The 18,844-nt window shown below is 56.4% G+C and carries 19 protein-coding genes; 5 read left to right on the top strand and 14 right to left on the bottom strand.

Annotation, left to right across the window (positions count from 1 at the left end; translation table 11 throughout):
* The first annotated feature begins 726 nt into the window (after positions 1–726).
* Positions 727–1,197 (top strand): hypothetical protein, encoded by a 471-nt coding sequence (locus NQU42_RS02070; RefSeq protein WP_296608641.1) that lies wholly within the window; start codon positions 727–729, stop codon positions 1,195–1,197.
* A gap of 5 nt (positions 1,198–1,202) precedes the next feature.
* Complete coding sequence (locus tag NQU42_RS02075; protein ID WP_296608643.1) at positions 1,203–2,309, top strand: pyridoxal phosphate-dependent aminotransferase; 1,107 nt, start codon at positions 1,203–1,205, stop codon at positions 2,307–2,309.
* A 134-nt stretch (positions 2,310–2,443) separates the two neighbouring features.
* On the opposite strand, the gene NQU42_RS02080 is transcribed toward NQU42_RS02075, so the two are convergent.
* The 10 genes from NQU42_RS02080 to NQU42_RS02125 all read right to left on the bottom strand — a co-directional run bounded on the left by NQU42_RS02080 (position 2,444) and on the right by NQU42_RS02125 (position 9,677).
* Positions 2,444–2,986 carry a ribbon-helix-helix protein, CopG family gene (locus NQU42_RS02080; protein WP_296608644.1) on the bottom strand — a complete coding sequence of 181 codons (543 nt, stop codon included), beginning with the start codon at positions 2,984–2,986 and terminating at the stop codon, positions 2,444–2,446.
* Between the two features lie 43 nt (positions 2,987–3,029).
* Complete coding sequence (locus NQU42_RS02085) at positions 3,030–3,746, bottom strand: HesA/MoeB/ThiF family protein (RefSeq protein WP_296608646.1); 717 nt, start codon at positions 3,744–3,746, stop codon at positions 3,030–3,032.
* Positions 3,747–3,748: 2 nt separating this feature from the next.
* Positions 3,749–4,075, bottom strand: coding sequence for a MoaD/ThiS family protein (locus tag NQU42_RS02090; RefSeq protein ID WP_366070014.1), 327 nt, complete (start codon positions 4,073–4,075; stop codon positions 3,749–3,751).
* Positions 4,075–5,025 (bottom strand): 1-phosphofructokinase, encoded by a 951-nt coding sequence (pfkB, locus tag NQU42_RS02095; RefSeq protein WP_296608650.1) that lies wholly within the window; start codon positions 5,023–5,025, stop codon positions 4,075–4,077. Before pfkB ends, NQU42_RS02090 begins: the two co-directional genes overlap by 1 nt.
* Before the next feature lie 85 nt (positions 5,026–5,110).
* On the bottom strand, positions 5,111–5,719 hold the full coding sequence (locus tag NQU42_RS02100; RefSeq protein ID WP_296608651.1) for a superoxide dismutase: 609 nt from the start codon (positions 5,717–5,719) through the stop codon (positions 5,111–5,113).
* Positions 5,720–5,763: 44 nt separating this feature from the next.
* A complete protein-coding gene (locus tag NQU42_RS02105; protein WP_296608652.1) occupies positions 5,764–6,315 on the bottom strand; it encodes a DapH/DapD/GlmU-related protein in 552 nt (183 codons plus the stop codon).
* 45 nt (positions 6,316–6,360) lie between these two features.
* Positions 6,361–6,972 carry a (Fe-S)-binding protein gene (locus NQU42_RS02110; RefSeq protein WP_296608654.1) on the bottom strand — a complete coding sequence of 204 codons (612 nt, stop codon included), beginning with the start codon at positions 6,970–6,972 and terminating at the stop codon, positions 6,361–6,363.
* Position 6,973: 1 nt separating this feature from the next.
* A complete protein-coding gene (locus NQU42_RS02115) occupies positions 6,974–7,672 on the bottom strand; it encodes a GTP-binding protein (RefSeq protein ID WP_366070018.1) in 699 nt (232 codons plus the stop codon).
* Positions 7,669–8,430 carry an ATP-binding cassette domain-containing protein gene (locus tag NQU42_RS02120; RefSeq protein WP_296608656.1) on the bottom strand — a complete coding sequence of 254 codons (762 nt, stop codon included), beginning with the start codon at positions 8,428–8,430 and terminating at the stop codon, positions 7,669–7,671. The genes NQU42_RS02115 and NQU42_RS02120 overlap by 4 nt, the downstream gene beginning before the upstream one ends.
* Positions 8,427–9,677: a cysteate synthase gene (locus tag NQU42_RS02125; protein ID WP_296608657.1), complete on the bottom strand. Its 1,251-nt coding sequence runs from the start codon at positions 9,675–9,677 to the stop codon at positions 8,427–8,429. Before NQU42_RS02125 ends, NQU42_RS02120 begins: the two co-directional genes overlap by 4 nt.
* A 150-nt stretch (positions 9,678–9,827) precedes the next feature.
* Between NQU42_RS02125 and NQU42_RS02130 the strand changes: the two genes are divergently transcribed.
* Both NQU42_RS02130 and NQU42_RS02135 read left to right on the top strand, forming a co-directional pair.
* Positions 9,828–10,883 (top strand): DUF1786 family protein, encoded by a 1,056-nt coding sequence (locus tag NQU42_RS02130; RefSeq protein WP_296608659.1) that lies wholly within the window; start codon positions 9,828–9,830, stop codon positions 10,881–10,883.
* Positions 10,861–11,433, top strand: a complete 573-nt coding sequence (locus tag NQU42_RS02135) for a Kae1-associated kinase Bud32 (RefSeq protein WP_296608661.1) — start codon at positions 10,861–10,863, stop codon at positions 11,431–11,433. The genes NQU42_RS02130 and NQU42_RS02135 overlap by 23 nt, the downstream gene beginning before the upstream one ends.
* 75 nt (positions 11,434–11,508) lie before the next feature.
* On the opposite strand, the gene NQU42_RS02140 is transcribed toward NQU42_RS02135, so the two are convergent.
* Positions 11,509–13,674, bottom strand: a complete 2,166-nt coding sequence (locus NQU42_RS02140) for an S-layer protein domain-containing protein (RefSeq protein WP_296608663.1) — start codon at positions 13,672–13,674, stop codon at positions 11,509–11,511.
* 519 nt (positions 13,675–14,193) lie between these two features.
* On the opposite strand from NQU42_RS02140, the gene NQU42_RS02145 reads away from it, so the two are divergent.
* Positions 14,194–15,207 (top strand): histone deacetylase, encoded by a 1,014-nt coding sequence (locus tag NQU42_RS02145; RefSeq protein ID WP_296608665.1) that lies wholly within the window; start codon positions 14,194–14,196, stop codon positions 15,205–15,207.
* 130 nt (positions 15,208–15,337) lie between these two features.
* Here the strand turns inward: NQU42_RS02145 and cca are convergent, their stop codons facing one another.
* Genes cca through ilvD form a run of 3 tightly spaced genes read right to left on the bottom strand, consistent with a single transcriptional unit; the run spans position 15,338 to position 18,829 of the window.
* On the bottom strand, positions 15,338–16,633 hold the full coding sequence (gene cca / locus NQU42_RS02150; protein ID WP_296608705.1) for a CCA tRNA nucleotidyltransferase: 1,296 nt from the start codon (positions 16,631–16,633) through the stop codon (positions 15,338–15,340).
* Positions 16,634–16,646: 13 nt separating this feature from the next.
* Complete coding sequence (thpR, locus tag NQU42_RS02155) at positions 16,647–17,186, bottom strand: RNA 2',3'-cyclic phosphodiesterase (protein ID WP_296608666.1); 540 nt, start codon at positions 17,184–17,186, stop codon at positions 16,647–16,649.
* Complete coding sequence (ilvD, locus tag NQU42_RS02160; protein ID WP_366070024.1) at positions 17,183–18,829, bottom strand: dihydroxy-acid dehydratase; 1,647 nt, start codon at positions 18,827–18,829, stop codon at positions 17,183–17,185. Before ilvD ends, thpR begins: the two co-directional genes overlap by 4 nt.
* Between the last annotated feature and the right edge of the window lie 15 nt (positions 18,830–18,844).

The raw sequence follows: 18,844 nt of genomic DNA on the forward strand, positions 1-18,844 counted from the left end.
CGATGGATGAGTGCGATCTGACTCACTTGCATGGTCGCAAGTTGAAAAATAGAGAAGAGCGTTAGCTAACCAACAGTTTCGAACTCCAGAACAGCGCTCTCGCCCCTGTTACTGTCGCGTCGGTGCCCATAGCCTGGCAATATGTTTGATCTATCAGCTGCACCGGATTGCATCAGAGCAGACCTGATATGAACATGGCTGCGCATGCTATTATGAGAATACCTATCCAGTACATAAAGACATTTTTCATTTTACCACAAACCTCCAATTGTTTATTGTATTTTTCTACAAAAAGGTATTTAGTCTTTTTGGAAAAAGTGCTGTGTTGAATAATGTTTGAGAATCCGATAGCATAGGCTGGATTCATACGAATTGCAATCCTAGTAAAAATCAATAGCTATCGACCTTAAAGCTCTTAATTATTCAACACAGCAGGAAAAAGTGCTTTAATGTGGAGATCACATAGTTGCCAGTGAAATCGAGCTGGTATTCTAATTGCGTCTGGATTCGCATGAATTCGGTGAGGTCGCATGCTATTGATCTGGTGATGAGAGATCAGACGAAACGGAAGCGTGCTGGATTGCAATATGATCAAACAGATTCCGAGAACACTGATCTCCATTCTTTCCTGCAGCGAAACCGAAGCGCTGTCTGAGGATGACATAGATCGGCGATCTGAGAACAAGCGAAAAGAGTTAAATCCGATCTCCTCAACCTTGGATCCGTATGCCCGAGCCTCAGAAGACGCAGGATCTCGTCTCCGTGGAGGTCAGCGGCCTCAGCGCATCCCTGCTCATGACACACGGCTCAATAAACCTTTGGTTCGGAAGGAGCGCGACTCCGTCGCTCGTATCCCGCGTCATAAGAACGATCGCAAGAATCGACTGCGCGGCAGAGCACGAGAGGGTGATAATCTGCGACTTCGATGAGATAGGCGATTTTGAGGGCAGAGGGTATGTTCTGACATCATACGCGCGAAGCGGCGATATGTACAGAGCCATCTTCGTCGTTCCCTTCTCCAGGGAGGAGGCTCTTGATTTGTTCATCAATTCGATCCTCGATGCCATCTCAAGAGGGGACGTCAGCGTGAGCCTGCGCTGGCGTGGCGGCCCTGTGCGCATGAGAGCTCTCTGCGAGGAGCTAAAAAGGCTGAACTACTTCACCAGATTCATATCAAACTACAGAACAGATGAGTGATAGGAATGCGATTTGCGAAGCACATCATGGAGATTGAGAGCTCTGGTATACGGAAATGTTTTGATGGAGCCGGGCCTGGCGCGGTCAACCTGAGCATCGGTCAACCTGATTTCGACACGCCCAGACACATAAAAGAGGCGGCGATAAGGGCTATCGAGCAGGGGATGACCGGCTACACGCCAAACCTCGGAATACCGGAGCTGAGAGCTGCGATATGCGAGAAGCTCGGACGTGAGAATGGAATTACATGCTCTGCGGATCAGATAATGGTGACATCGGGCGCAAGCGAGGCCCTCTTCCTGGCCATCGCAGCCGTCACGTCGCCTGGGGATGAGGTGCTGATCCCGGATCCGGGCTTCGTCTCGTACAGGCCGCTGGTCCAGACAGCGGGAGGGCGTCCGGTAGGTTTGCCTCTCGATCAGGAGCTGAAGCTTTCTGTCGATACCGTCGCGGAGCACATCACTCCAAGGACGAGCGCGATCATAGTGAACTCGCCCGCGAACCCGACAGGCGCAGTCCAGTCGGAAAGCGAGATCAAGGGGCTGGCAGAGCTCGCCGAGGATAACGGCATCGCCCTCATCTCGGACGAGGTCTACGAGCACTTCATATACGAGGGGGAGCACGTCAGCCCCGGCAGTTACAGTGAGAGCGTCATAACAGTTAACGCGGTCTCGAAGACCTACGCCATGACCGGATGGAGGCTCGGCTACCTGGCCGCACCTCCTGAAGCTATCGATGTTATGCTTAAAATCCATCAGTACATCCAGGCATGTGCATCCTCCATCTCACAGGCCGCAGCGCTCGCAGCCATAACAGGGCCGCAGGACTGCGTGCGGGAGATGAGGGCGACCTTCCAGCGGCGGAGGGACATGATGGTTCGCGGTCTCAGAGATCTCGGCGTTGATCTGGTGATCCCGAAGGGGGCGTTTTACATATTCCCCAGGGTCGGAGACGGCGATGAGTTCGCGGCCAGGCTGAGCTCAGCCGGCGTCATAACAGTGCCAGGATCTGCATTCGGGGCGAATGGACGACCGTACATACGGATATCATATGCAGCATCCGACGAGAGCCTGAGGCTCGCCCTGGGGAGGATGAGGGCCATCACAGAGTGAGCCATGGGGCATCGGAACCTTCCGTATTCGGGCCAGAACAGCCACCAGCAGCTGCTCTCTGCTTGGAGCCCGCTGAGAGATTGTGCAAATGAAGCTTACATCCACATATTCAGGCGGCTTCAAGCACTGATGCCTCAGTGCAGCAGCTTAACCCTTATCTTCCCGAAGTCCTCCTTTATCTCGACGGCGAACCCCATGCCCCTGAGGATCTCCTCGACCTCTGTCCTGACGAACTTCTTGCTCAGATCCGATGAGAGTATAAGCGTGTACTCGCGCTCAGATATCCTGCTCAGCTTGAAGAGGTTGCATGCCTCCAGCCTTTTCAGAATAACATCTGCGTTGTAGAGCCTGTGCCGGAACTGCTCCGCATGAGCCTTGCATACGTCCTTATGCTTCTCCCAGAACGCCTCTGCATCGGGATGCGTCTCGATGAAGCTGAGAAAGAGGAGCCAGTGGTCTATGTCAAGAATCACGTGCTCCCCTGCGGAGAGCATCTCAGCGTGTGTGTACAGCTTTCTGTCCTCCACAGATTCGAATATGCCCCTGTGGCGGCTGTAAAACTTCAGTGCCTCTCTCATCATCTCGCTCTGAGAGACGCCGAGCTCGTCCCTGAGCTTCCTGAAGAGCCTGGCGGTCTCTTCGTCCATGGATATCGTTATCCTCTCAGGTGCCTTCATGATCCCTCCGCGGGTCGTCGCGAAATTATGTCATCAGATATGCTCACAGACCACAATCCGGGCAGCGCTCATTTCTCTCAATCGAGATCTCATCCATCTGGGCGCATCTCCCGTCCCAGATGAGGAGCCTGTTGGCGAGCGGCTCGCCGAGGCCTGTCAGCAATTTAATCGCTTCCATCGCCTGGATCGAGCCGATAATGCCGCACGTCGCGCCTACGACAGGAGGCGCATCCCGCGGCGGAGGTCTGGGAAAGACGCATCTCAGGCACGCGGTCCTTCCGGGAATGATGGTGGTAACCTGGCCGTCGAATCCGGATACAGCGCCATGGACCATAGGCAGACCATGCTCAAGCGCAGCCGAGTTCAGGATGTACCTGGCCTCGAAGCTGTCCATGGCATCGACTACGATATCAATACCATCCACCAGATCATCAATGCTGCTCTCTGATATGCAGAGATCAACACCCTCCACCTCGATCATGGGGTTCAGTGAGCGCAGCGCCTCCTCAGCTGATACAGCCTTGCGTACGCCTGGAACGCGGTGCAGTATCTGCCGGTTGAGGTTGCTGAGATCGACGGAATCCGAGTCCACGATTCTTATGTGCCCAACACCTGCTGCCGCTAAATAGCAGGAGGATGCAGATCCCAGGCCGCCGGCACCTGCTATCAGGACTCCAGATCCCTTCAGCCGCTCCTGCCCCTCGATTCCGAGAAGCGGGATCTGTCTTGCATACCTCCCTGCCTCTGCCTCTGTGAGCACAGTCAACCTCCGATTATGGCTGGCACGATCGCGATCTCATCGCCATCCTTGAGAGCTGTGTTGATATCGGTCACGCTCCTGCCGTTCACCAGCACATAGACATCATCCCTTATTTTCAAACCATCGAGCAGCCGCTCATGCCCTGGCAGGGAGAGGAGGAGATCCCTGAGCAGAGAGCCCTCGCACATTTCCAGATGGAGCTCACTTCCGATAATTCTTCTCAGATTGCCAAACGATCGGAGCAGGATCTGCATTCGATTCCAACCTCCAGATCCAGGCGGTCTAAGACTGCGCTGGTCTGATGCGATTGATTCCGGCGCCCCTTGCATCACGATCGCTTCAGGGTCTTGAGCGTTACCTGGGGGATAAGCTGCTCGAAGTCATCCCTGCTGGCGAGGGCTGTGCCCTTCCTGAGGGTCGTCGCCGTGCCTGCCGCCACAGCATATATCAAACACTCATCCAGAGATCTTCCGTTGACCATGCCGTAGATGAAGCCAGCGACTGACGAATCTCCAGCGCCCACTGTGTTCTCGACCCTGACCTGGGGAGGGATCGCATGATACTCCTCGTGGGCCGATACAAGAACTATTCCGCGAGGTCCCATGGAGACCAGCACCACCTCCACGCCCTTTCTGTTTATCTCCCTGGCCGCAGCGAGAACCTCCTCTATCTCCTTCAGCTCCCTGCCAACGAGCTCGCTGAGCTCGTGTATGTTTGGCTTTATCACGTCAGGGCCTGCCTCTATGCCGGATCTCAGCGATGAGCCATCCACGTCCAGGAAGACCTTTGCCTTGCAGCCGTTGTGCTCGCACTTCTTCGCCTCTGCCACTATTCTCCTGTACACAGCAGGGCTCAGGCCTGGAGGGAGGCTGCCGCCGATCGTCACGATCTCGGGCGCCCTCAGGGACTCGATCTGCTCTATGAGCATGACGAGCTCATGGGGCCTGATCTCCGGACCGCGCGCGTAAAATGAGAGCTGTCGACCTGTTGAGATCTCATGGATGATTATGTTCGTTCTCGTCTCTCCAGATACCCTGATGAAGTCGGTGCCGATGCCCTCGTTGAGGAGCCTGCCCTCAAGCTCCATTCCGGCGAACCCTCCGATGAACCCGAGCGCGGTGCTCTCTACCCCGAGGTTCTTGAGCACCTTCGAGACATCGACGCTCTTTCCGCCGGCGTAGTTCTCCTCTCTGACTATCCTGTTGGGTTCCTCATCACTGATGCGTTCGACCCACATCGTCCGATCTATTGCCGGGTTCAGTGTGATTGTGTATATCATGGACTCCACTCCCCCCGCCCCTCAGGACCGGCAGCATCCATCCCCAGGAACCTCAGGCAGAGATCTGGCAACCGATCTCTTAAACTCATCTCCCGATCAGGCCCTCGAACCTTCTGTTGGCCTCCTCCCAGTTGGCTATGTGCCAGAATGCCTCCACGAACTTGGCTCTTTCATTCCTGTAGTCGAGATAGTACGCATGCTCCCAGACGTCAAGCACCAGGAGCAGTCTGAACATGGGGTACACGTTGACGTTGTGCTTCTCGATCTGCATTATTATAGGCCTTCTGGTCTGCATGCAGTACGCAAGCGCAGCCCAGCCCGAGCCCTCGACGCTCACAGCGGCTGCTGTGAACTCCTTCCTGAACCGCTCGAAAGAGCCGAACTCGCCCTCGATCTCCTTAGCCAGAGCGCCCACCGGACCGGAGCTCGGTGGTTTGCAAAGGTTCGCCCAGAAGAGGCTGTGCAGCAGATGCCCTCCGATGTGGAATGAGAGCTCCTTCAGCGTGGACTTCTGGTCGATCTCCGTCCCCTCTCTCCTCGCCCTGTCGAGCCTCTCTAGAATGGCGTTCGCACCATTGACGTAGGCAAGATGGTGCTTGTCGTGGTGCAGCTTCAGCTGCGCCTCGGAGATGTATGGCTCGAGGTCATTTGCGCCGTATGGCAGATCCGGGAGTGTATAGAACTTCTGTGTCATAAAAAATAATATGCACAGGTTCCTGATTAACCCATCGCCTGTGCTCAGCGCATTGATCTGTAGCCACTTGCGAACTCGCAGTTGACCTCGACTACCTCGGCGTTGAAGCCTTTCAGGGAATCGGGCACCGGCCCGAGGGCGTCCGCCTTATCCTGGGTATCGATGACGCTTCCGTGCGGCACAAAGCTTCCATCCTTCAGCGTAACACCCATCACGAGAGCCCTGTGGCCTATGAAGCATCTCTCTCCCAGAGTGGACGCGTGCACAACCGCGTTGAAACCGACGAAGCTCTCATCTCCGATCGCCAGCGGGCCGTGAATCACGGCGCCGTGTGCGATGCTGACCTTCCTTCCGAGCTTTATCGAGCTGCCCTTGAGCCCGTGAAATATCGCGCCGTCCTGGACGTTGCACTCATCCCCTATGATTATCGGCGTCGCTTCATCTGCTCTTATCGAGACACACGGCCCGACATAAACTTTCTCACCTATGCGTACGTCACCTATCACTACAGCAGTCTCATCCACGTAGGCTGTTGATGCTACAGTGGGCATCGATTCCTGTCTGTTCCAGGACGTTCTCGGGTTCCTTCTGAGCATGAGATCCCTCCTGAAAAAGGATGTGATTTCAATGCTTAAAGCGTTTTACCATACCTTGAGATCGATTGACTCTATTCTGACCCTCGATCCCTCTGAGTGGACGACAACCCCTGAGTGGACCTTCTGCATCATGCAGTGATCTGGCAGGAATCTGACGGTCCTCCCGACCTCAGGTACTCTTCCACGTACAACCCTGCCCTCGAAGGCCAGGACCATGCATATACCAAGGTCCCTGTATTCACTCCTATCCCCGTGGAGCGGGCCGACGATGCGGACCCTCGCCACGCCGTGGTCGAACTCCAGGACCTCTGCGAAATGTGTTATCGGGCATCCAAGAGGCCTGTACCTTATCAGGTCCCCGGCCTTCAGGGTGCACTGCTCCAGCGGGTGAATATCCTCTATGCACGATCTCTCTCCGCTTAGTGGGCCCAGCGAGAACTCAGCCTCCAGACCGTCCATGACGCCCACGATCCTCTCGCGCGAGACGCCCTTCTCGATGATCCTCCGGATCTCCTCAGCGCGATCCCGGAAGCGCTCCTGCGAGATGAACGGGCAGCGCGATATATCATCAGCGGATGAGATGTGCTCAGCGAAATCTTTGCAGCTTCTGTATCCGCATTCGCCACAGTTATAGCCGGGAAGAAGCCTCTCCAGCATCTCACTCCCCCAGGTACTCTGCAAATCCGTCGAGATGTCTCAGAACCCCGCGATGATGCCTCTTCGACACTCTGATCTCGCCGGTGCAGAGGGTGCATACTGCAAGCGGCGGGTTGTGCCTCAGGTGCATCTCCCCCTCGACCTCACCAGATCCTTTTATGAGATCAGCAAGCTCCCTCGACCCCTTGCCGGTGAGCCCGTTCGCCTCAACTATCCTGCATCCGGGATTGACCTCGACGACTCTCTCCCGGAAGACCTCCCGCTCCGCCTGAGATACAAGATCACCCTTTGTCGCCACCACAACATCAGCTGTCGTGAGCAGCGGGCCGATCTTGAGAGGCGTGTTCGGCCCAGAGGTGACATCTATCACGCAGACCGCCAGAGCCCTGTCCGGATACGGGGCGCATCTCAGACAGAGCCCAGCTGTCTCGTTCAGGAGAACATCCGCGCCCTGCGAGCTCGCCCAAGATAGCATCTCATCTGTGTTGTATATAGAGTAGTGATCAGGGCACATATCCCTCGCGAGACCGACGCGCACAGGCACACCAAGCCGCTTTATCCGGGAGTCGTCCTCTGTCCAGAGGCAGTCGACCTTGACAACAGCCGGCCTCATCCCCATCTCCTGGAGGTTTTTTATTGCATGCATCAGAACAGATGTCTTCCCGGATCCAGGTGTTCCCGCCACTATCACCAGCTTCAAATAGCTGCCTCCGTCGCGCTCAGCACCTCCCCCCGCCTTATCAGCTCTCTCAGAGAGAGGAGCCAGGTGTCAACTCTAAATAAAGAATCGCAGAAGCGCCTCTCCTCCTCTGTGGTGCTTATGACCTTGACCATGCCGCCGTTCCTCATGACGATCCTGCGCCCGGTCATGAGCGCGAGAAGCGGATCGTGTGTCACAACCAGCACGATCTTCCCCTCCCCGGAGAGGAGCCTCAGAGCCTCTTTCTTCCTTATGCCAGCGTTCTCTATCTCGTCTATGAGGACGATTGGCGAATCGCTTATGACCGCGATATCCGCAACCATCAACGCCCTGGACTGGCCGCCGCTGAGCTCTGTCAGGTTGTCATCTCCATGTATGGGCTCTCCTGTCAGGGTGTTCGCCATCTCCAGGACCCTGGAGAGCAGCCCCGTGTCCCTGCCCCTGCTCCTGGCGTGCATGTAAATGAAATCACAGACGCTCATGTCAGCCAGGAAATGCATGTTCTGGGAGAGCTGGGCGACCGGCTTCCTTCTCGGATCGTGCCGCAGCTCTGGATCCGGCGGGGAGCCATCGATCAGGACATACCGCCCCGACGGCGTGTCGCCCTGGGCGAACTGCTCCAGGTCAGATATCAGAGAGCTCTTGCCAGAACCCGTGGGCCCGACGATGCCTATAACCTCTCCACTCGATACATCCACCCTTCTAACGCACTCAGGCGCGCCGTCCTTATCAAATCCGCCTTTTATCGTGATAATCATGCATAGATCATCTCCTCTATCGATGATAATACATTAGCAGAATCTTCCACATCGACCCTGATATCGCATTCAAGCCTTATACGGCTGTGATCTTCGGCGAGGCGCTTCACGCCGCCACCTGTTATGTTCAGCAAGATTTCGTCATCCCTTCCGACAGCCCCTGACCCTACGGCCTCGATCAGCGCCGCGACCGCAACCGCCGCGGCTGGGAGTATGTCTATCCCCTCTCTTCCCTCGAAGAGCTTCTGGGCGCTCGCCGCCCGGGCGTTGTCTATGCCGTATATCCTCCCACTGGAGGAGATGACCGCATCCCTGACGCCGCCCGGAACCGCATAGGGTGGGTTCCTGTTGAAGAGCACGTCGTCGTGCATTCCCTCGGGGCAGCCGTGCGCATCGAAATTCATCTCTTCAGGGCTCAGGCCGATCCACATCGCATGCACAGGCGCGCATGGGATGTTCTGCGCCAGATGCAGGCGTGTGGGCGTGCATCCGAAGCGGCCGTCACCGATGAGGCGCATCGATGCCTCCCAGACAGCTATCCCGCCTGTGCCGCTGCCTATCGCCTGGAAGTAGTGGTCCGGCAGGGAACCGAAGCGCCTGACATGATCGAGAAGCACAGTGCCCATGCCGTCCCTCCTCGCTATGTTCCTGGCGCCGCCCTCTGGCCTGAAGCCGGTTCTGGAGGATAAAACACCTGCGAGCTTTATCGCGTCGGCGTAATCCCCATCCACCCCAACAACCAGCACCCTGCCAGGCTCGATGGTCGTCCAGAGTCGATCCAGAGATTGAGTTGGTACAAAAAGGATAACTGGCTGGCCGGTGATCGAGCAGACCTCTGCGAATGCCCTTGCTGTGTTTCCGGCTGATGCGACCACCAGGATCTCCTTCACCCCACTCTCAAGAAGCATCTGCATCGTCGGCGCTGCCTCGAGCTCCTTGAAGCTGCAAGTTCTCATCTGCGCCCCGCGCTCCGGCCAGTACCCCGAGAAGCTTATGTAGAGGTTGTTCAGACCCAGCTCGTCTGCGAGCCCGGAGCTCTTGTAGGTCACAGACGATGCGCCTGTGCCCGGATTCCATCCATCCACAGGCAGCCAGTCGATGAAAGACCAGATGCCAGGAAGCTCCCTGGGATTGAATCTCCGCTTGAGATAATCCGCCCTGGGAAGACCGCCGTCCATAGGACATGAGGTGATGGTGTCGCTCAGCACATTCCCGCAGCCGGCACACCTCAGAGTGTACTTGCCCATGCTTCCAGGTTGGCCATCTCTGCATATAATCTTTTCTATTTTGTACAATTAGGATGCCTTATTGTGAAACAAAATGGCTAATGATTATCTAAAAAGGATGAAATTCCGGGCGGATGAATCGATGGGAATATCTAAGATGCCGGCACTCCCATGCGATGTATGATGATGGCGATCGATGTTGGTGCTGGCACCCAGGACATTCTCCTTTACAGGGAGGATGTGGAGCCTGAGGGTTTGTACAAGATGATCATGCCAAGTCAGACTGTGATAGTCGCGAGGAGGATCAGAAAGGCGACGGAGCAGGGAAAGGATGTCTTTCTGCATGGATACACTATGGGCGGCGGGCCTATGGCTGCTGCGGTGAAGAATCATATAGCGTCCGGTTTCAGAGTCTATGCGACAACGGATGCGGCTCTCAGCATACACGATAACATCCAGCGCGTCAGTTCAATGGGGGTTGTGATAACCGAGGACCCACCTGAGGGTTGCGTGGAAATCCGGACCGGAGATATAGATCTCATGGCTCTCAGAAGCGCTCTCATCTCTTTTAATGTGGATCTGCCGGAGGCGATCGCGGTCGCGGTCCAGGATCATGGATTCTCTCCGAAGAGATCGAACAGGGCCACGAGATTTGATATAATGAGGAGATCTCTAAAAAACGGCGGCCGGATCGGGGATTTCGCGCACCGAGAGCCTCCAGAGGCTCTGAGCAGGATGCGTGCTGTCTGGAGGTATCTGCGTGATCAGGGGATGGATGTCATGCTCATGGACACAGGTCCTGCCGCTGTCTTTGGCGCTCTCGAAGATCCAGATTGCAGACTGCCTGCTCTCGTCCTAAATATAGGGAACGGCCACACGATCGGCGCTCTGGTGGACGATCAGAGGATCACGGCGATCTTCGAGCACCACACATCTGCACTGGATCCCCCGAAGCTCAACTCCATAGTGGAGCGGTTCTGCGCCGGAAAGCTCACGAACAGCGAGATCTTCGATGATGGCGGCCATGGGGCGCATATAGAGTGCGTTCCTGGTGAGGTGAGATCGATTCTTGTTACCGGACCCAGAAGAGGTGGGTTTGTGAGTAGAACGAAGATGAAGCTCATACAGGCTGCCCCCTGGGGGGATATGATGATAACCGGATGCGTTGGACTCGTCAGGGCATGGCGCTCGTGGGGTGATGGCGATGGAGATAGGCAGGGGCGCTGAGGCGATTCTCACCCGGGATGGTGATGTGGTGAGAAAGTGGCGACTTCCGAAGAGCTACCGCCTCAAGGAGCTGGATGAGCGGCTTCGCGCTGAGAGGACCGTCATGGAGGCGAGGATAATGGCCGAGGCCAGGCGTGCCGGAGTCCCGACGCCTATAATCAGGGACCTCTCGAGGTTCGAGCTCGTGATGGAGTATATTGATGGAAAGAAGCTCAGGGATATCATAACGCCGGAGCTCTCAGAGCGTGTCGGGGAGCTGGTCGGAAGGCTTCACAGAGCTGGAATCGTTCACGGAGACCTCACCACCTCCAACATGCTCCTGAAAGACAACCGGATATACCTCATAGATTTCGGCCTTGCCTACCACGACCAGAGCATCGAGGCGCAGGGCGTCGATGTTCATGTCTACTTCCAGACCCTGAGAAGCACGCATGATGATGCGGATATTCTGATAGAATCGTTCATGCGCGGCTACAGAAGAGCCTACAAGCGAGCAGATGCTGTTCTCGCCAGGGTCGAGGAGATACGATCCAGAGGAAGGTATCTGTGACCTGGGATTTCAACGGCTCAGGTCTGATTTTGAACCGGACTTCACAAAAAAGAGCTGGAGAGCGATAAGCTCTCCTCAGTTCCTCCTGCTGACGAGGTATGCGACCGCCAGGAGTCCGGTCACTGCGAAGACAGCCTCGAATCCGGGAGCGCCCTTCTCCTCGGGCTTCTTCTCCGCAGCTACAGGCTTCTTCTCGGTTACGTTGGCGGGCTTCTCCTCAACGACGGGCTTCTCCGCAGTCACGTTGGTGGGCTTCTCCTCGACTACAGGCTTCTCCTCAACGACGGGCTTCTCCGCAGTCACGTTGGCGGGCTTCTCCTCGACCACTGGCGCAGGAGCTGCACCCTCAATGGTTGCTTCCTTGTATATGTAGAACCTGAGCGGGTTCTGAGCGTCGATCACATCCTGGTCGGCTGTCTTGATGTGGATGCCAGCCATCAGGGTGACGTCCTTGTTCTTGTTGAGTGTTATTGGGTTGTCCTTGTTGTCCATCTCGATCGATGTGGCATCGACCTTGGAGATCCTCATCTTGTCGTACTCTGTGTCAACGGAGACATTCACCGGCTGATCGGAGACCTGGAATATGCCCTTGACTGTGGCTATATCCTGGTCAGCGCCGCGGAATGCGTTCTTGAAGTGGACGCCGATTATGACGAGCTTCTTTGTATCGCCGATGTTCTTCTTGTAGTAGTATGTCTGGTCAGACATCGTGGCGCCTTCCTTGGACGGGGAGACGACCTTTGTGTCAACGCTCTGTCCGTCCTTCATCAGCTCCACGTAGACCTTGTTGCCATCGACATCGATCGACTTGATGACGAGCTCGTAGCCATCAGCGAGCTTGAGCGGTGTGCCGGATGTGAACGTCCTCTCTGTATCATCATCCATCAGCACCTTCAGCAGCTGCTCATCGACAAGCGTGTTCCTGTCGGTGGACTGCTTGTAGAGCTCCGGATCGATCTCTGCGCCGTTCCAGGTGGGCTTCTTCTCGCTGTATCCGGCGAAGTACTCCTCACCGAGGAACCCTATGGAGTTATACCAGCCCCAGCCCTCGAACTCGAACTCCTTCTCCTGGACCGTGGTTGTGTACTTGACACCATTCGGCTCCTCGAGCTTGTTGCCAGTGATGGTCATCGTGATCTGCTCGTTGCCGATGTTGTCATCGATATCGTAGTAGAAGCCGGCGAAGGTCTTCGGATCCCATGTCACCTGAGCGCCATCAACGACCTGCTGAACAGCACCGCGGATCTCATATGTCCCGGGCTCTGTGACCTCCTTGTATATGTAGAACCTGAGCGGGTTCTCAGCGTCGATCACATCCTGGTCGGCTGTCTTGATGTGGATGCCAGCCATCAGGGTGACGTCCTTGTTCTTGTTGAGTGTTATTGGGTTGTCCTTGTTGTCCATCTCGATCGATGTGGCATCGACCTTGGAGATCCTCATCTTGTCGTACTCTGTGTCAACGGAGACATTCACCGGCTGATCGGAGACCTGGAATATGCCCTTGACTGTGGCTATATCCTGGTCAGCGCCGCGGAATGCGTTCTTGAAGTGGACGCCGATTATGACGAGCTTCTTTGTATCGCCGATGTTCTTCTTGTAGTAGTATGTCTGGTCAGACATCGTGGCGCCTTCCTTGGACGGGGAGACGACCTTTGTGTCAACGCTCTGTCCGTCCTTCATCAGCTCCACGTAGACCTTGTTGCCATCGACATCGATCGACTTGATGACGAGCTCGTAGCCATCAGCGAGCTTGAGCGGTGTGCCGGATGTGAACGTCCTCTCTGTATCATCATCCATCAGCACCTTCAGCAGCTGCTCATCGACAAGCGTGTTCCTGTCGGTGGACTGCTTGTAGAGCTCCGGATCGATCTCTGCGCCGTTCCAGGTGGGCTTCTTCTCGCTGTATCCGGCGAAGTACTCCTCACCGAGGAACCCTATGGAGTTATACCAGCCCCAGCCCTCGAACTCGAACTCCTTCTCCTGGACCGTGGTTGTGTACTTGACACCATTCGGCTCCTCGAGCTTGTTGCCAGTGATGGTCATCGTGATCTGCTCGTTGCCGATGTTGTCATCGATATCGTAGTAGAAGCCGGCGAAGTTCTGTGGATTCCAGGTGACTGTTGCACCATCAACGACCTGCTGAACAGCACCGCGGATCTCCACCTTATCGACTGCGCCGACTACCATCGCTGTCGCTAGTACCGCTACCAGCGCTGTAATCATTATTGCAGTCTTATTCATCTTTTAACCTCCTATCTTCCCATATCGGATTATTTTGCAACATACAGTCTGATTATTCTTAAAACTATTGCCCCAGTAAAGTCTGGAATATGCCATGCAGGGAACGCACCGCAGAGACCCTGTGGCATCAGCCTCACAGACTTATAGCTTCATCACCCTCCATAAATTCCCCCTTTGATGGGAATTATAGCGTAGTGATAGAGTATTTCCCTATTATATCCTTTTTGGTCCTTGTACCGCGCTGTGCATATCGAACAGCAACAAAGGGCGTAATCTAAGATGGGCTCTAACCCCAAGAGCCGCGGTGTCGGCCTTTACCGGCAGCAGATATGAGATGAAAAACAACATCGAATCTCAGATGCCAGGGTTTGCTTTAGTGATGGCAGTTGGGCATTTTGTGATCTGTGCATGCGGTCGATACAGACAAGATGGCTGCAGAGCTGGATTTTGAATGCGTGCTGGCAGAGGGTTTAATGTAAACAAAAACATTTTAACGCCATGCAGCTAGATGACAAATATATGACATCCATCGTTTACCACCCTGTGTACCTGATGCACGAGACCCACGAGCATCCTGAGAGAAAGGAGCGCCTGATAGCCATAATGGAGAGGATCGAGGAGGCGGAGCTGAATCTGAACAGAATAGAGCCCAGACCTGCGTCCCTCGATAAAATCGAGGCAGTCCACTCGCGCCGCTACATCGAGCAAGTGAGGAGCATCTGCGAGCGTGGTGGCGGGCGTCTCGATATAGACACAGTCCTCTCGAAGGACTCGTACGATGTCGCGCTCATGGCCGCCGGCGGCGTCTGCGCGGGCGTTGATCACGTCATGAAGAGACCGGAACCCGTGTTCGCCCTGGTCAGGCCTCCTGGACACCATGCTACGCCACACAGAGGCATGGGCTTCTGCGTCTTCAACAACGTTGCGATAGGCGCTAGGTATGCTCAATCACTGGGGCTGAAAAGGGTGCTCATCGTCGACTGGGATGTGCACCACGGCAACGGCACGCAGGCTGCATTCTATGAGGATGACAGCGTTCTGTACTTCTCCACACATCAGCACCCGCACTACCCTGGAACAGGCAGGATCACCGAGGTGGGCGATGGGAAGGGGAAGGGCTTCACTGTGAACGTTCCGCTGTTTCCTGGGGTGGACGACAGCGGATATCTGGCTGTGTACAGAGAGATACTGGTGCCGGTAGCCGATGAATTCAGGCCTGATATTGTGCTTGTGTCCGCTGGCTTTGACCCTCACCAGATGGACCCGCTGGGTGGAATGCGGATAACAGAGGACGGCTTCGGCGCGCTCGCGGGACTGGTGAAGGATATAGCTGAGAGGCACGCAGGGGGGCGTCTCGTCGCAGCGCTCGAGGGCGGTTACCGCCTTGAATCCCTCTCAGAATCAGTCGTCTCTGTCCTCAGGGCATTCCAGGGCGATGTTCCTGAGGTCAGACCGCTGAAAGATGCGCAGCTCACCCGCAGGATCGAGGAGGTCAAGAGCGTCCAGAAAGCATACTGGCGGAGCCTCGCCTGATAGAAGTGATCAACGGACCGTGAGGCAGTGCATTTGGCGGGAACACCCGGATCTTTGACTTGACGTCGAAGGGCTTCGGCAAAGTCGAAGCGCAGGAAGCTCCGCTCTTCAGGGTGGAGAGGGGGTCACTCTAACACACTGTGACCCTTTTATTCAGATACGCTGTGAGAAACCCCGCAAGATCCCCGTCCATCTGCTCCAGCATCTCGCGCGTGGATAAGATCCTCCGCTCGCCCGAGGAGAGATGCCTCCCAAGAGATATCCTGTCTATCTCACCTCTGAGCAGATCCACAGCCCTTCTGTACTTTCTGGTGATCTCAACGACGAGCCTGCCATTCTCGATGTACGGCCCTGAGAGCGGCGAGGGGTTGCTTCTGACAAACCTGGATGCGTGCTCCGCCTCCCAGACCGGAGGTCCTGTGTGTCTCCTCGCAGACGGGAGCTCCCAGATCGAGAGCTCGAAGAGCAGGCGCGCCCTGACATCCCCTCCGCGGAGGAGATCGACATCGCTTCGTAGCAGTTGGAAACCCTCCCTCTCGAGGAGGTTTTTGATAGATGCCTCGGCCTTTCTCATCTGAGGATAGAGGACATCATCGACCATATCAGGGGCGATGATCTCCAGGAGGATGAACTCCGTGCCCCTCCGCTCGATCTCGGCCCTGATCTCATCCGGTCTCATCGTATGAGACTCCGGCGGGAAGAAGAAGCTGATGTCAGGGGATTTCAGGAAGCATCTCGCCGCTGCGACGAACTGGGACATCCTGTCCAGAGTCAGGGCAGCGGCCACGTTCCTGTTCGGATCCACAGGATCTATGACCACAAGTGGCGCACTGATGTCCGCGCCCTTCGCAATATCTATCCTAATTCCGGGGCGCCAGGAGCTCGCCCCCTCCAGGACCCTGAGGAACGAGCCGTAATGGATCACGAGAAGCTCAGCCAGGTAGCCGGAGAATCCGCCTGTTTTCAGGTCAGAGCCGTAGACACCGACGCCCTTCATGAACTGCTTCAGCAAGAGAACGTCGTCCTCACGCCCCTTTATGCGCTCAGAGACATAGAGCGAGTGGAACGGCGTTCTGTCGACGGCTGATTTTATCCTTGCAGGATCCCTCACGTCATAACACGGCACGAGATCTACTTCAAAGCCATCAATGACAGCATGAACATACGCGTGCTCAGCGTACCTCTCCTCGTGCGCGGGCGCGATCTCCCTCGCGATCTCCAACGCCACGCCGAGATCCCCATCCTCAGGTACGGCGAGAAATATGTCTATGTCGCGATCCCCGGAGAGCCATGTGTTTCTGGCGGCAGATCCTACGAGAATTCCGCGGCACGCGACGCCCTTTGCCCCTGCGACCTCTCCTACCCGCCGGAGGAGGTCGGATGAGATCCTCTCGATCTGCCTGCGCTCCTCCTCTGATGGCTTTATCCTTCTGAGGACCTCACTGAGAAGCTCTGAACTCTGCGATGTCCTCGTATATCGGCCCCCTCGGCGTCAGAGTGCTCTTTTTGAGCACGAACCTCTCGACCGTGAACTCCCCGAGATCGAGGTCTGACATCCCTGATATCCTCTCCGACAGCAGACGGCTCAGCGACGGATCCTTCACCCTCGCCAGGGTCGCGTGCGCGCTGAAGCGCTTATCCTGCTCGAATCCGAACGGCTCCAGCGCGCTCTCAACCGCGGCTGCGAGCTCTTCAAATGAGCCTGTGGCTCCGAGCCAGATCACTCTGATGGTCCTGCCCGGAAACGCGCCGACACCCCTGATGCGCGCCTGGAAGGGGGTGAACCTTATGCGCGCAAGCGCATCTGTGATCTGATCGATTCTCCTCTCCGGCACCTCCCCCAGGAACTTCAGGGTTATGTGCACCAGCTCCGGCTCCACCAGCTTGAGACCGTCCATCGCGATCTTCTGCTGGACCTCGGGTATCTTGAGCTTTATCTCCTCAGGCAGGTCGACAGCGACAAAGCATCTGAGACTCATCTGAGGATTCCGCCCTTGCTCGCAGACGTCACAGACTTTCTGTACCTCTCCAGGACCCCACCCATCACCTTCGGCTCGGGCGGCCTCCAGGATGCGCGCCTTCTCTCCAGCACGCTCTCATCGACGAGCAGATCGAGCCGTCTGTTCGGTATATCTATGGAGACCATATCCCCATCTTCGACGAGCGCTATCGGCCCGCCGACGGCTGCCTCCGGGGAGACATGGCCTATGCAGGGGCCGCGCGTGCCGCCGCTGAACCTGCCGTCTGTTATGAGAGCCACAGACTCGCTGAGCCCTGCGCCTGCGATCGCAGATGTCGGCGCCAGCGTCTCCCTCATGCCAGGTCCGCCCTTCGGCCCCTCGTATCTTATTATCACAACATCCCCGGCCCTGACCTCACCGCTCAGTATGCCCTTCATCGACTCCTCCTCGGAGTCGTAGACGACCGCAGGGCCCTTGTGCACGAGCATCTTCTTCGAGACCGCGGTCTGCTTCACGACAGAACCCTCAGGCGCCAGGCTCCCCTTGAGTATCGCGATCCCGCCCTCGGGATGCACCGGCTTATCGAGAGTCGCTATGACCTCTGCGTTCGTCTTGGGGTTGACGGGTTTGAACTCCGCAAGCAACGCGCCGAGCGTCTTTCCTGTGACCGTGAGGACGCTCAGGTCCAGCTTGGATGAGAGACGCTGCATCACGGCAGGTATGCCACCTGCGCGATCGAGATCCAGCATGTGATACGGTCCGCCTGGTCTGAGGTTGACGAGATGCGGCGTATCCCTGCTCAGCCTGTCGAAGAGCTCCAGCTCAAGCTCGAGTCCGAACTCGGCCGCTATCGCCGGAAGGTGCAGGACCGTGTTCGTTGATCCACCTATGGCCATATCGACCCTAACAGCGTTCTCGAATGACTCTCTTGTGACGATCTTCCTCGCTGTGAGACCCTTTCTCACGAGCTCCACGATCTTCATCCCTGAGAGCTTGGCCAGGCGCATCTTCTTCGCATCCACAGCGTGCGCGGTCGCGCATCCGGGCAGGCTCAATCCCAGGGCTTCAGTCATGCAGGCCATCGAGTTCGCGGTGAAGAGGCCTGCGCATGATCCTGCGCCTGGGCATGCGAGGTCCTCCAAGATCGATATCGTCTCTCCGCCCTTCTGCCACTCCTCGAAGACGTTGATGAGATCAAGCTCACGATCGCATGCGTATCCGGGAAGCATCGGGCCGCCAGTGACAACTATGCTCGGAAGATCAAGCCTGCCGGCGGCCATGAGATGGCCGGGGACGATCTTGTCGCATGTGGGTATCAGAACAAGCCCATCGAGCTGGTGCGACTGGGCCATGATCTCTATCGAGTCCTCTATCACCTCTCTCGAGGGCAGAGAGTACTTCATCCCGCCGTGGCCCATCGCGATGCCATCGCAGACCCCGATCGTCTGGAACTCGAACGGTATGCCTCCGGCCATCCGTATGCCTGCCTTCACAGCCTCCGCGATCCTGTCGAGATGGATATGCCCTGGTATGAACTCGTTCGCCGAGTTCGCCACGCCTATGAATGGCCTCTCGATCTCATCCTCTGTGATCCCCATCGCCTTGAGAAGGGCGCGGTGTGGTGCCCTTTCAGGCCCTGACTTGGTGATGTCGCTCCTCATTACAATCCCAGCCAT

Source organism: Methanothrix sp. (genome assembly GCF_024518575.1).
Classification (GTDB): Archaea; Halobacteriota; Methanosarcinia; order Methanotrichales; family Methanotrichaceae; genus Methanothrix_B.